This window comes from Mycobacteroides abscessus ATCC 19977, from assembly GCF_000069185.1.
Lineage (GTDB): Bacteria > Actinomycetota > Actinomycetes > Mycobacteriales > Mycobacteriaceae > Mycobacterium > Mycobacterium abscessus.
In genome coordinates this window covers 429,493-443,004 of sequence record NC_010397.1, presented here as the reverse complement: position 1 = coordinate 443,004, position 13,512 = coordinate 429,493, and the positions used below count along the sequence as shown (strand labels likewise).

General features: G+C 62.7%; 14 protein-coding genes. 6 read left to right on the top strand and 8 right to left on the bottom strand.

What is annotated here, in order from left to right; translation table 11 throughout:
* Positions 1–19 precede the first annotated feature (19 nt).
* Both MAB_RS02380 and MAB_RS02375 read right to left on the bottom strand, forming a co-directional pair.
* Positions 20–1,261, bottom strand: coding sequence for an ImmA/IrrE family metallo-endopeptidase (locus tag MAB_RS02380; RefSeq protein ID WP_005113034.1), 1,242 nt, complete (start codon positions 1,259–1,261; stop codon positions 20–22).
* Positions 1,262–1,313: 52 nt separating this feature from the next.
* Complete coding sequence (locus MAB_RS02375) at positions 1,314–2,033, bottom strand: hypothetical protein (protein ID WP_005113033.1); 720 nt, start codon at positions 2,031–2,033, stop codon at positions 1,314–1,316.
* Between the two features lie 202 nt (positions 2,034–2,235).
* Here MAB_RS02375 and MAB_RS25450 point away from each other — a divergent pair, with 202 nt between their 5' ends.
* Positions 2,236–2,457 carry a hypothetical protein gene (locus MAB_RS25450; protein WP_005113031.1) on the top strand — a complete coding sequence of 74 codons (222 nt, stop codon included), beginning with the start codon at positions 2,236–2,238 and terminating at the stop codon, positions 2,455–2,457.
* Between the two features lie 200 nt (positions 2,458–2,657).
* Here MAB_RS25450 and MAB_RS02370 read toward each other — a convergent pair whose 3' ends face one another.
* Entirely contained in the window at positions 2,658–2,852 is a 195-nt protein-coding gene (locus MAB_RS02370; protein WP_005113885.1) for a hypothetical protein, read from the bottom strand.
* 157 nt (positions 2,853–3,009) lie between these two features.
* Between MAB_RS02370 and MAB_RS02365 the strand changes: the two genes are divergently transcribed.
* Positions 3,010–3,789, top strand: a complete 780-nt coding sequence (locus MAB_RS02365) for a hypothetical protein (protein ID WP_005113027.1) — start codon at positions 3,010–3,012, stop codon at positions 3,787–3,789.
* Positions 3,790–3,923: 134 nt separating this feature from the next.
* Positions 3,924–4,205, top strand: a complete 282-nt coding sequence (locus MAB_RS02360; protein ID WP_005113025.1) for a DUF3892 domain-containing protein — start codon at positions 3,924–3,926, stop codon at positions 4,203–4,205.
* Between the two features lie 140 nt (positions 4,206–4,345).
* Here MAB_RS02360 and MAB_RS02355 read toward each other — a convergent pair whose 3' ends face one another.
* Positions 4,346–5,032 (bottom strand): hypothetical protein, encoded by a 687-nt coding sequence (locus tag MAB_RS02355; RefSeq protein ID WP_005113024.1) that lies wholly within the window; start codon positions 5,030–5,032, stop codon positions 4,346–4,348.
* 62 nt (positions 5,033–5,094) lie between these two features.
* On the opposite strand from MAB_RS02355, the gene MAB_RS02350 reads away from it, so the two are divergent.
* Together MAB_RS02350 and MAB_RS02345 are read left to right on the top strand one after the other, a co-directional pair.
* The gene (locus tag MAB_RS02350) at positions 5,095–5,352 is read left to right on the top strand and encodes a helix-turn-helix domain-containing protein (protein WP_005117920.1); all 258 of its coding nucleotides are present in this window, start codon (positions 5,095–5,097) and stop codon (positions 5,350–5,352) included.
* 137 nt (positions 5,353–5,489) lie between these two features.
* A complete protein-coding gene (locus tag MAB_RS02345) occupies positions 5,490–6,932 on the top strand; it encodes an ApeA N-terminal domain 1-containing protein (RefSeq protein WP_005113881.1) in 1,443 nt (480 codons plus the stop codon).
* 349 nt (positions 6,933–7,281) lie between these two features.
* Here MAB_RS02345 and MAB_RS02340 read toward each other — a convergent pair whose 3' ends face one another.
* Positions 7,282–8,358 (bottom strand): TadA family conjugal transfer-associated ATPase, encoded by a 1,077-nt coding sequence (locus MAB_RS02340; RefSeq protein WP_005113019.1) that lies wholly within the window; start codon positions 8,356–8,358, stop codon positions 7,282–7,284.
* The gene (gene ssd, locus MAB_RS02335) at positions 8,355–9,428 is read right to left on the bottom strand and encodes a septum site-determining protein Ssd (protein ID WP_005113018.1); all 1,074 of its coding nucleotides are present in this window, start codon (positions 9,426–9,428) and stop codon (positions 8,355–8,357) included. Before ssd ends, MAB_RS02340 begins: the two co-directional genes overlap by 4 nt.
* A 383-nt stretch (positions 9,429–9,811) precedes the next feature.
* Here ssd and MAB_RS02330 point away from each other — a divergent pair, with 383 nt between their 5' ends.
* On the top strand, positions 9,812–10,693 hold the full coding sequence (locus MAB_RS02330) for an HAD-IB family hydrolase (protein WP_005083519.1): 882 nt from the start codon (positions 9,812–9,814) through the stop codon (positions 10,691–10,693).
* Positions 10,694–11,108: 415 nt separating this feature from the next.
* Here MAB_RS02330 and MAB_RS02325 read toward each other — a convergent pair whose 3' ends face one another.
* Positions 11,109–11,852, bottom strand: a complete 744-nt coding sequence (locus MAB_RS02325) for a Fic family protein (RefSeq protein WP_012296309.1) — start codon at positions 11,850–11,852, stop codon at positions 11,109–11,111.
* A 24-nt stretch (positions 11,853–11,876) separates the two neighbouring features.
* Complete coding sequence (locus tag MAB_RS02320; RefSeq protein WP_005113016.1) at positions 11,877–13,502, bottom strand: ABC transporter ATP-binding protein; 1,626 nt, start codon at positions 13,500–13,502, stop codon at positions 11,877–11,879.
* Positions 13,503–13,512: the final 10 nt, after the last annotated feature.

The following is a 13,512-nucleotide window of genomic DNA, read 5'->3' as shown; positions in this document are numbered from 1 at the left end:
CGAGCCCGATCCTGCCTGCTTATGCCTGCCGGCAGGATCGGGCTCGATCCAGCTTGAGGACCTGACCGCGCGCGCCGGCGTTGACAAGATCACGCTCGCGCGCAGACTGCGCCGCCGATTTCGGTGGTGTTCCGCGCTGGCCGGTGAGGAAATCGGCGAGCAAGTCGGTCGGGAAAATCAGGTCATGGACAGCCAACTCCACCGCAGAGCTCGCCCCGAAGCATTCCTCGATCCATTTCAGCAGCAGCCGGGGCCGTTCGGGTTTCCTTGCATCCCAGCCAGGTTCGGTTTTTCCCCACGTGCAGCCTGTCTCGGTGTTGATGCGGGTGTAGAGCTGGCGCTGCAGGGTTTCGGCCCGGTCTTGGTCGATGAGAGCAGATTGGCGCAGATGCATGATCAGCGCACCCAGGGAGATTCCCCAACGCAGTTTCAGTGGAATCAGGCTGTTCAGTGTCACCGCCGCCGGCAGCTCATCGGCGATCACCGCCGCGGGCGCCAGGAACTCCGAGGCGAACCGTGATGCCGCCCGTTCCTCCTCATCGCTGACAGCTCCGTAACGATGCAACACCAGATGCCCGATCTCGTGGGCGATGGTCCACCGGGTGCGTTCCCACGAGTCCATGCCACGCACCAGCACCAGCGGCCGCTGCCGGAACTCTCCGGTGCGGGCCGAACATCCCAGGTGCCTTTCAGTTAGCAGGCCTGCCGGTTCGTCATCGATCTCATTGTCCCAGTTCACATACCGCGAGGATCGGCTATGGCGCGAGCGCATGATGACCGGTACCCCGGCACATTCGAGGTCATAGGTCAGATACCTGACCGGTGCACTCGGTTCCAGGGCCAGCCAGCTGCGGGCCTTGGCCGCGGCAGTCACCACATCGGTGCCCACTGGGACCGGTTCGAGCTGCACACCGGGCAACTTGGTGTGCTTGTTCAGCTCATCGAGCAGGTCACCGGCCACGTTGGCGAACATCGCCAAGTACTCCTTCTCGGAGACGGTCGTGGACTTGGGTGCCCGGAACAGTAAGTCCTGGGCGCTGACTCGCGAGATCGGCGCGCTGGTGAAAAACCTTGCCGGGAAACGCAGCAGCGCAACCAGGCGAGAGAATTCCGCGGTGTCCAGCTCGGCGGTCTCGGATTGCTCCAGCCGGGTCTGGCGGGGCGATCGCCAACCCATATGTTCCATCACCGCGGTACTGGACATCCTGCGCAGCACCCGGGCCTGACGGACCCGGGCTCCGAACACTTCTACCGTCGCCATTACCGGTCACCTCGTTCCCGGCGACCCCCGGCATGTACCCCGACATCACTGCCTACGCTCCCGGATCCCCAGTATCGGAAGACTTCTTGGGCAGGAACTGTTCGTAGTCGCCGGCTGGCTCGTAGTCCTCGCCGGTGTCCACATCCGAAACCCTCTCGGGCCGCACGGCCGCCGGCAGCGGGGCGAAAGCCAAAATCCGTTCTTCTCCGGACACCCCTAGATCGGCCACCGCCGCCAGGATCGCGTTCTCCACTCCCGACAGATCGGCCCGCGGCCACCAATACAGCACCAGCTCGTACTGCTCCCCGATGCCCTCGGGCCCAAACACCCGATCCTGCTGGCCGGCATCCAAGGTCATCTGCGCGCCCGCCTTCGGCGCGGGCATCGGTTGAGGTGTCAGCGAGGCCAGCGTCTCGACGATCTGCGGGGTGAGCTTGCGCACCCGTGTCCACATCATCGACGGGTCGCCCAGCCGCACCGACGAGTTCAGGCCCATGGACATACGCAAGGTGGACTGCGGGCCGCAGGAGGCGCCCTCGGGCACTTTGCGTGTCGATTCTCCCCGCCGGGTGAGCCTGTCGACCCCGTTCATGGCCAGCAGCACTGCACGCAGGTGTCCGCTGAACACCCCGCCATGGACCTGCCGCAGATCGGGAAACCGTGCGGCCAGTGCTGCGGCGGCTTCCTCGAAGGCCACTTGAATCTCGCCGTGCAGCAGCGCCAGCGCAACGCGATGCTGCGCTACCAGCCGCTCGACCAACTCCTGAAGCATGCAAGAAATGTTGCACGGTTATTCCTACAACATCACGTATCTGGACGGTGTGTCGGGCAGCCTTATCAAACCCTTAGTCATACAAAAATTATACATGTGTAATGCGTCAAAATCTTTATACACAAACGTGTTTCGCGTCTTTCTTCCGCTGTCACGCCCAGAAAATTCTTGCCGCGCAGCAACTCGAACGGATGTTCCTATTGTGGTGTCTGATTCCGGTGTGATTGGTGAGGTGAATGGGGTGTGTCGCGGTGGTGTGGTTGATGCCGGCCCGGCCGCACTGCTTCGGAGCGGCCCCGGGCGTTGCGTGGGTCTGCAGCAGGAATACCCGCCGGCCCCGACAAAAGGCTCGCGGTGCACCGGATCGCTGCCCGGTGTTCCGTGTAGGGCAAGGCGGCATACCTTCCTCGCGGCGGCGGTGTGAGGATGTCTCGACATCTTCGTTCTCCTGCGTACCGTCAGCATCACTGGCCACATACCCAACATCTGCCGTCCCTATCGTCTTGTGGCAGATGCGTAAGAATCTGCGCACCATTTGCTTTGCGGTTACTGCATCTGAACTGGGTGCCGAGCTGTCCCCATAGGGCGGTTCCGCACGCATCCACAGGGGGGTGTGGGCTCGTTTTAGCGATCCCGCGTCGACGCCGAGGTGGGCACGCGCACGTACTGCGCGGGCCACGGAATGCGGTGTGCTGCACTACCTTTACGCTTGTATTCGTCGATTGTAGCCACCCAGATCACGGGCATGTCCCGGCCCGCCACCACGGCGGTGAGCGCGACCATCGACACCTGATCGCCACCGGCCGTCGTCACCTCCACCGGCGTTCCCTCATGTATCTCCACACCTCTAGCCTGATCCCTGCCACAAGGCTGGTAAAGAAAAATCTTTATGGCATGCCTTGCCGCAAGCGCCTGCGGCAGCGTACTGTCCACAACAGAAACAGGCCAGCCTCACTATGGCAAGTAGGAGACCGTTATGGCAGGCGTCGACGAGGTGAGTGGTTTTAAGCCTCCCTATATGGCATTTCAGACCTTCTGGCGGTTCATCGACGAGCTGTCCGGTCCGGGTCTGCCACCGGTAATCGACCGGTCGCTGATGAGCAGTAAGTCGGGCACCGATCAGGCCAATCTCGTGACGGCGTTGCGGTCGTTCAATCTCATCAATGACGACAACACCGTCAATGCGACATTCAACGCGTTGGTAACCGCCTCTGGCGAGGAACGCAAGCAACTGCTGCGCGAGCTGGTTCAGACGTACTACCAGCCGCAGTTGGCGGTCTCGGCCCAAAATGGCACTGAGCAGCAGCTCAACGACAGTTTCCGTAACGGTTACGGCATTGTGGGCGCAGATACGCTGCGCAAATCGGTGACATTCTTTTTGCATGCCTCGCGCGAAGCGGGGATAGCGCTGAGCCAGCATTTCCCGAACACCCGGTCCGGGTCGGGTGCGCCCGGGCAGGCGCGGGCCAAGGCCAGGGCCAAGCCCCGCAAGAAGGCGCCGGCAACCCCTGTCGTACCGCCGGCGCCCCCGCCGACGGCGAACCCTGCGGTGAACGTGCGGCTACAGACCGGTGGCACCTTGCAGCTGCTCGTTGATGTCAACCCGATCACGCTGGTCGGCGAAGACCGCGAGTTCTTCTTCAAGGTCCTCGATCTACTTACCGAGTACAGCGCGGCGCATCCTCAGACTCCGCCGGCGGCCTCGGCTGCCGACGGTGACGATTCCGGCGACGACAGTGAGGAGAACACCGACTAGAGAGACCAAAATGGCGGGACAGGTACGTCAATACCTGCCCCGCCGCGGGCCGCTGCGCAACCCGTCCTACAGACATCAGTGTACGGCCCGCCTTCTGACGAGAAAACCCTCATCGATAGAAAGGCCTTACAAAAGTGTCTATTCGTATTACTGCCATCCGCTTGTCCGGTGGCAACTCTCATCAGCACATCGTGCGCTTGTGGTGGACCGATCCGTCCAGCGGTGATACCGGCGACAACTCTCGCGCGGAGATCATTGCCTGGATGGAAACCCAGCACGGCAAGGTCTACGTGGAGGACGCCGCGGGTAATCGGGTCGATGTGGGCATCGTGACGCCCGCGTCCGGTCCGAAGTATCTGCGTACCTACGCCGACGGTGTGTGGACTAACAATTTGTTGGCGCTGCCCAAGCGCTAACAAACCCTACAGTGGCGGGAAGGCTCGGCCAGGGCCTTCCCGCCACTGCTTATCCGGGCTCGACCACGTTAGCCAGATCGCTAGGGGCGTGCCCGCTGCTGCCCGAAGTGGCTGCAGGCCAGCAGCATTGGGATAGCTATTCAGTTGAGCACGATATCGTTGATCCATTGCACGCGTTGCTCGCGGGTAGCAATCCAGTGAGCAGCGATCTTCTGGCCGACCGCGCGCTGCAGGTTGCGCAGGTCGGTGTGGGAGCGGGCCTGCAGGGCGTCGTTTCGCTCGTGGTGATCCCGATACTGCTCACGCTCGGCAGCAGTGGCGTGCGAATAACAATGTGCGCCAAACATTCCCGAACCAAGGTAGATCGCCGAGTTGGTGCAGTCCTGGCCCGTTGTCTTGACCACGGCCGCGCATTTGGGACGCTGCCCAGCCACTGTCTGGGTCCGGTCGGGTCGCGGCAGCTGATACAGGTGACGCTCTAGCCGATCGCATAACGCCGGCAGCGGCGCCACTTGCACGGCACCGCGCCGTACCGCGGCGTTGTGCCGTGCAAAAATAGCCTTCGGCCTCGACAAACTGTTGCCCCACCGCTCATCGAGTTCGGCGCCCTGATGCACGATGCTGGCCGCCTGGTAGGCCTCCAGGCTGCCGCGGTGCGCGGCCAAGATGTCGTTGGCTAAATCCGTGAAATTCAGATCAGCCTCATCAGGCAAGGTGTGCAATACCAGGAGGCATTCGAGCATTTTCATGCGCAGCTCATCAATGACATCCAGGGCAAGCGTGGACACCGTCTCATCGGGATCAAAGTCAGAATCAGTTTCGAACACGATGCAGCAATGTACTACTAGTAGGGCAGACTTTTGGTACGGGCGCCTCATTACTTGGGTGCGTGCCCACGCGACCGAGTCAGAACGATCCCGAGCGTGTGGTGGCATGGAATCGTATTCGGCAGACGGTGGGTGCTCGCATTCGGCAGATCCGTACCTCTCAGGACATGACGCAAGAGCAGCTGGCCCTTCGTTCGGGGGTGACCCGCAATGTGCTGATCGATGTCGAGCATGGTCGGCGCGGGCTGCTCTACGAACGGCTCTTCGACATCGCCGCGGCACTCGAGGTCACCGTTGGCGCACTCCTGCACGAGGACTGACAAAGCAGTTGCAGGACATGGTGTTCCCCAGTTTCTCTGCCGAGCAGCCGCCGCGACGTGCGCGCGCTGGATACCAGGTTTTCGTTGACAGCTTCGGCTAGTGTCGAGACCCATTCGGCCCACGGAATGGAGACCGCATGAGCGCAGCAGACCAGATCCAACCCGTGAAGGGCACTTTCTGGCAGGCAGATACACCCCATCGTCGGGTGCCAGGAGAGTTGATGCTCACCGATAGTCCGATTCTGGAGATCCTGGGCCGCATCTTTGATGAGCGTTCGAACCGGGTGACGATATCCGAACACGGGGGCACAACAATCTCCTATACGGGCGATCCCGAAGATTCGGTGGCCGATTTTGAGCCCCGGGACATCCACGGCGTGCTGGAGGATGGAACTGCGGTGTCAATCGTTGGCGCGCAAGGCGGAAAGAAGCATGCTGGCAGCTTCTATGACTGGAAGTATCGCCAGCAGTTCCGTTCGACTCGTCACGTCCTTGTCGGCGAGCATGTCGAGGGAGATCGACAGACATACCAGGACTGTCGATTCCAGATTGCCGGCGCGAATTGGTGGGGCACCACCGGCGGTCAGGCACAGGCCCAGTGCGGCGGAACTCTGATCCTGGAGACCGACGGTGACCAACTCACGTTTCATTACACGCCAGCGGAGCCCCAAACGATCAGAGAACTGGACTGGCAGGTGCTTTCTCCTGTGGCTAGCCTGGTCTCGCTTGCAACGCATAACCCCACTGGTGCGATTCAGCTTCGAGTTCGCCGCACCGAAAAGTCACCATGGATGGCGGTGCACCGAAGAGAATCAGCGCCAACGGCACGATCCCATGAACTTCTACCCGCCCGGCTCATCAGCCCGCAGCAATACGCCGCCTGGATCGACTTCCAGCGAATCACCGACGGCCTGGACACCGCGGCCATCGACCGGCTGCCCGGTGTCGCCATCCAAACAGAAGTACTCGCCCTGGCAGCGATCGCAGAAGGCCTCCATCAGCGAATCTACGACGCAGACAGTAGGATTCCGGCCCTTTCGCGCAGCGACATGCAACAGGCCCGCCGCGCAGCACGCAAAGCCGCCTTGGAAAAAGTCCGCCAGATAGACCGAACCGGCCGAGAGCCGCTATCGCCAGCAGATCTCACCGAATTCGGCCAAGCCATGAATGACAGCTTCAGTTTCATCAACAAACCCACGTATCGATCCAGAATGGCGGACTTCGTCGCTGAAGCTCAAAGCATCATCCCCGGTATCGTCGGGGCGTTCAACGACTGGCCAGCTGCAGTAAAGGATATACGAAACATATTGGCTCATCAGGGAACTGAGCCACACAGTGAAACCCTAGACCAGTTCCACGATGTGCTCATCGCGCTGAGCTACTCGATACCCTGGGTACTCAGGACTGTCCTGCTAGCGCGGGCCGGATTCGACCCCGCAACTTTACGAGAGGCATACGAACTGTCGTCGCAGTACAACCTCCACCTCGCAAACACACGAAACCTCCTCATCGGCGGGCCCTACGCACAAACCGCAACCGATGCTCCCGCATCTGCCGACAGCAGCGCAGCACACCGCTAACCGCTCACCGCAACAACCAATGCCGCCGACTCCTCGAACTGCCCAAAACTAGACTGGCCGAACAAACAGCGGCACCCCAGTCCCAAATCCGGCAACCGATGCTGTGGCCCGACCTCAATGATCAATGCGCGCCACCCATCACAGAATCAGTGAGTACCGAAGATCCCGGCAGCCCGCACTCGTGTACGTCTGACCGCACCACCACACCGGATTGAAGTCGGCGGCCGAATCAAATGACCGCCACAAACGTACTTCCGCTGGCGGCATGTGCTCAAAAACCCTGAAATACATAGATACTCAACACTTCATCACGCCAACTGATAAACGGCCGTTACCACTAGTAACACCACTACAGATAACCATGTGAACAACGGTCCTTGCCGACCCGATAGGTCACGTCGGTGACAGTCATACACACCCTGGCATCTGTTACAGATAAAATGGCCGCGGCGAACTGCGAGTGCAGTGCGGCGCGGTCGAGCCCACCGAGCGCTCCGAGGGCCTCCAACCGCGCCGGCACCTCCGCGGGGGCGTTCGCGTGAACGGTGCCCGCGCCACCGTCGTGGCCGGTGTTGAGTGCGGTGAGCAGCTCAACCACCTCGGCACCACGCACCTCACCCACCACAATTCGGTCCGGACGCATCCGCAATGCCTGACGCACCAACTGACGCAACGTCACCTCGCCAACACCCTCGATGTTGACAGCGCGCGCGGCCAGGCTGACCACATGCGGGTGACGCGGCGCGAGCTCTGCGGCATCCTCGGCACAGATAATGCGCTCGGTCGGGTCGACCGCCCCGAGTAGCGCGGACAACAACGTAGTCTTGCCCGCGCCCGTGCCGCCCGTGACAAGAAAGGCCAGCCGGGCCGCCAGCATCCCGCGCAGTAATCTGCCGGCATCCTCGGGGACGGTGCCGTCGGCGATCAGCTGGTCCAGGCCTTTGGCCATGGGGCGCAACACACGTAGCGAGATACATGTGCCAGCTGCGGCGATGGGGGCGAGCACCGCGTGAAGGCGCACCACCGAGCGCGGCGGACCCACGTCCAGCAGCTGCCCGTCGACAAAAGGCTGCGCGTCGTCGAGACGGCGTCCCACCGCGAGCGCCAATCGCTGTGCCAGTCGGCGTACCGCGGCCTCGTCGGTGAAGCGCACCGCGGTGAGACGCAATCCGTGGCCGTCATCGACCCAGACACGATCCGGCGCGGTGACCAACACGTCCGTTGTGTCGTCGGCGCACAACAATGGTTCCAGAATGCCCGCACCGGACAGCTCACTCTGCAGTTCTTTTATGTTGTGCAACACATCGCTATCACCAAGCACTCCACCGGATTCGGCGCGTATCGCGGCCGCGACCGCGGTGGGGCGCAGCGCCACGTTGTCCGCGGCAAGGCGCTCACGTACCCGATCGATCAATGATCCGGTCATGCCGCCGACGCCTTCCCATCCTGCGACACCAGCGACAACACGGACTGCGCGGCGGCCGCCAAGGGTGAGCGGCGTGACAGTCGCAGGCCGCCTTTGTCCAGGCGACTGGCCAGATTTGGTTCCGGCCGCATCGCCGCTATGAGCGGAACTCCGACGATTTCGGCGACCTCTGGTGCACGCAACCCACTAGGGGCCGGACCACGCACCACAACACCGACATTCGGATTGGTGGTCCGCACCGCACGCGCCACAAGTGCCGACGCTGCACACGCACGTACCTCAGCGGTGGTCACGACCACCACCAGGTCGGCGCGTTCCAGCGCTGCCACACCGCTTGCCCCTAGACGCCGCGGGAGATCCACGACGACCGCAACTCCGGCCTCACGCGCGCTGTCGATTACCCCCGCAATCGTCTCAACGTTGCCCCCGCCGCCTGTCCTATCCCCGGATAAGACAACAAGTCCGCGCCGGTGCGGTAACGCACGGCGAAGGGCATCGAAGCTCACCCTGCCGCCGCGCATATCTACGTCCGGCCAGCGCAGACCCGGAATGTCCTCCCAGCCGAGCAGCAGATCCATACCGCCGCCATAGGGGTCGGCATCCACGATCATTGCCCCACTCGGGGCGCGAAGACCGATCGCCGCACACAAGACAGAAGCACCCGCCCCACCGCATCCCCCTACTACGACAATCACTGGAGCACGGCCCGCCGAGGCGGTGGAGGGCATCGCCGACAAAGCAGCAACAAGTGTGGCCTCATCCTCCGGCAAGGCAAGCACCTGCTCGGCACCCACCTCGACCGCCCGGCGCCATACCTCGTTGGTCGGCTCGTCTCTGCAGATCAGCAGGACCCGGCTACGCCGCGGCAACTGAGCAAGTGCAGCCATCGACGTATCGGCACCATCAAGAACCACCGCGCCCGCCCGGGTCCATGCCTGCCTGCTGATGGAACCGGCATCGGTAGCGAGGACCAACGGCTTACCGGCCGCGGCGACGATTCGTTCGATCTCATTGCTCAGCTGCCGATCACCGACGGCGACGACGATCGGCTGCCCGGTGTTTGCCTCCACAACTCCACCATCGGCGTTGCGCCGCCGACGAGCCAGAGGTCATATCGAGATTGGGGATGGAGACAACTCTGTGGATAGATCTGAGGTGACCGCAAAAATCGGTGATGAACGTCCCCAGAAAAGAGGACGACCCTCGCCAGGGGGGGAGGAGGCGAGGGTCGTCGTGCATCAGCCCCGGGGGGTCGGGCTGAGACACACTCGGCATAGCCGAGTAACCCCACTATACACACGAACCGGGTGAGGGTGGCAAGACCAATCGGCTGAAAAAAGGGAAAGAAAGGCAAGCCTTCTTCTGGCACCGCCGCGTTACCAGACCACCCCGGCTGAGCTGCGACTTTCCAGATGGACACGACGACACAGGCGGCTAGATCTATCCTCGACCTGTGACCGATCACGCAACGGCACCCGGGTCCTCCCCTTCGATTGAAGACCGGGACGCCGCGGCCAGCACACAACCCGCGAGCGCCGGACCGGCCCCCAAAACAGCGGCCTTCTTCGACCTAGACAAGACCGTGATCGCCAAGTCGAGCACCCTCGCCTTCAGCAAGCCGTTCTTCGATCAAGGCCTGATCAACAGACGCGCGGTCCTGAAATCGAGCTATGCACAGTTCTTCTTCTTGCTGTCCGGCGCCGACCACGACCAGATGGATCGGATGCGCACACACATCACCAACATGTGCACAGGCTGGGATGTGGAACAAGTGAAGGCGATCGTGGCCGAGACACTGCACGACATCGTCGACCCCTTGGTGTTCGCCGAGGCCGCCGATCTGATCGCCGATCACAAGCTCTGCGGCCGCGACGTCGTGGTGGTCTCCGCCTCGGGCGAAGAGATCGTCGCGCCCATCGCGCGCGCCCTCGGAGCCACCCACGCCATGGCCACGCGCATGGTCGTCGAGGACGGCAAGTACACCGGCGATGTCGCCTTCTACTGTTACGGAGAAGGGAAGGTAGCCGCGATCCAGGAACTCGCCAAGCGCGAGGGGTATCCGCTGGAGCACTGCTACGCCTACTCCGATTCGATCACCGATCTACCGATGCTCGAATCTGTCGGTCACCCGACAGCCGTGAACCCAGATCGCGCGCTGCGCAAGGAATCCATGGCACGCGGCTGGCCAGTGCTGACATTCTCACGACCCGTATCGCTCGGCGATCGGATACCCGTTCCCTCCGGCGCCGCGGCCGCCACCACGGCGGCCGTCGGCCTGAGTGCGATAGCTGCTGGGGCGCTTACCTATTCACTGATTCGCAAGCTACGTCCGTAGTAGTGCACACGTGTCACTTTTGGCGCGCAGGTAACAATGTAATGACCTTGAGAATTGCCCCTTGATGTGACCGTCCGCTCAGTGTAGAAAGTAGGTACGGAAGCCCGACGAGGCCAAGGTCGATCCGGAAGAGAAGGACCGATCTCCCGAAGCGGGAGTCCCAGCACGGACCACGGCACCCACGCGGAGCACGCCGCGACAAGGGCAGAAGCGTTGTGGGCCTGCGTAATCGCGAAGAGAGAAAACTCATCAGACTTCTTGGGTGAAGTCCGAGTTAGATGCGTCGTGAAAGCGCCGAGGCCACCCACACAACCCACATTGCACGCTTGGTAACCGGAGGATCCGTGCTAACGGGCGGCGGGCCGATTCACTCGGACCGTCGCCCGTTTTTATGTCCGGCCCAGCCGAGTTCGAATCAGCCGGCTGCGGTATCGGCGATCGATGTCGCTTCGGCCGCACCTGCAGTTAATGCCTGACAGCAGAAGACAATCCACGCGGTGATGGCTTCGGGTGTGCCTTGGGCGAAGGCGGAGGACAGCTCCCGGTAGCGCCCGGACTGACGCATCCACATCACTTCGGGCACGCCGAGCGCATGCGGATCAAGACCCCGCGACACCGTCACCAATCGGGACGCGGCACGCGCGACAACACCATCGGCAGATCCAAATGGGTTCAGCGCCAAGAGTTCACCATGCGTCACCGCCGCGAGAATCGGCGCGGGCACCGAGGTCCCCCCCGAGATCAGCTGCGCCAGCAGTTCCAGCCGATCGGTGTCTGCGCCGGGGCGAGGCCGCCCGAGGGTGTCCTCATCTGCCATGCCGGTGGCTGCCAACACATGTAACCGCGCCAGCGCCTGCAGTGGCGCGCGTGACCATACCGCGGCCAGCTGAGTCAGCGCGTCACCATCGAGCGCCTGACCCACCCGTAACGCGCCGGCGAGTATCGGATCTTCCACCGCCCCATCGGCGCTGAGCTTCATCGTGCCGCCATCGAGTGCCGACGAAGACCTGGCGGCGCGTACCGCTGCCTCCGCCGCGGTCACCGGCCAGCCACGCAGATTGGCGCGGTGACGATGTACCTTGGTCAACGCGTCGCGGGCGGCTTCGGCGGCTTCGGGCACTCCCGGCAGGGAAGCCAATGGTGCGAGTGGGTCAGTCATGATCGATAAACAGTACTCACATGCTCAGCGCAGTGCCTGGCGCTCCTCGCGCCGGATCCGCTGCTGCTCCGGATCCGGCACTGGCACGGCCGCCAACAGGCGCTTGGTGTAGTCGTCCTTGGGCGCGGTCAATACCTGTGTATCCGAGCCGAATTCGGCAAGCCGGCCGCGGTTGAGCACTGCGATACGGCTCGCCACCAACTCGACTACCGCCAAGTCGTGACTGATGAACAGGCAGGCGAACCCGTGCTCGCGCTGCAGCTCGGCAAACAAGTCGAGTACCGTCGCCTGCACCGATACATCCAGCGCGGAGGTCGGCTCGTCCGCGATCAACAGCGTTGGCTCCAGCGCCAGCGCCCGCGCGATGCCGACACGCTGGCGCTGCCCACCCGAGAGCTGATGGGGGAAGCGGTTTCGCATAGCGGCCGGCAACTGCACCTGCTCCAACAGCGTCTTGACCCTGCCCTCTCGTTGGGTGCGATCCATATCGGTGTGCAGGGTCAATGGTTCGGCAATCGACTGGCCGATCGGCCATCGCGGGTTCAGCGAGGATCCGGGATCCTGGAAGACCACCCCCACCTTGCTCCGAATATCTCGCAGCTGCTTGCGGTTGGCAGTCGAAATATCCTGTCCAGCAACACAAATAGTTCCGGATGCCACCCTCAGTAGACCTACCGCCGCCCGGCCGATAGTGGACTTTCCGGACCCTGACTCACCAACGAGGCCCACCACCTCACCCCTACCGATGGTGAACGACACATCATCGACAGCCCGGAAGCTCCCACTCTTTCCCGGATATTCGATGACCGCGTGTTCCACACTCAGCGCCAGATCTGTTGGTGGTGGGTTGCTTTCGTCGCGACCATGCAAGGTGGCGCCCAGGTGCGGCACCGAGGCCAGCAGCTGCCGGGTGTACGGCTGCTGAGCCCGATGGAAAATACCCTCGGCATCGCCCTGCTCAACGACCTCACCGTCCTTCATCACCATGATCCGGTCGGCCATATCGGCCACCACGCCCATGTCGTGGGTGATCAGGATGATGCCGGCGTCGATACGATGGCGCAGATCACGCATGAGATCCAGTATTTCGGCCTGCACGGTCACATCGAGAGCGGTGGTCGGCTCATCGGCGATGAGCAGCCCGGGATCTAACGCGAGGGCCTGCGCAATCATGGCACGCTGCCGCTGCCCGCCGGAAAGCTGGTGCGGGTAATGCTTGACCCGCTTAGCCGGCTCGGGCATGTCGACCAGATCAAGCAATTCAACGGCCCGGTCGCGCGCCTGCCTGCGCGACATCTTCTTATGTGCACAAACGGCTTCGGCGATCTGCCAACCGATGGTGTACACCGGATTCAGCGCCGTCATCGGCTCCTGGAAGATGACGGCGACGTCCTTGCCGCGCACAGCGCGCAACTCGTCGTTGGTGGCTCCGAGCAGCTCGGCACCGTTGAGCTTCACGCTGCCGCGAACGCGCGCGCTGGGCGGCAACAAGGCCGGGATGGCCATGGCGGTAGTCGATTTCCCCGACCCGGATTCACCGACGATCGCCAGCACCTCACCCTTGGCGACCGACAACGAGACACCCTTGACGGCCGGAACCCACTGCTTGTCCACCTCGAAATCGACAGTCAGGCCCGTGATGTCGACCACGGAATCACTT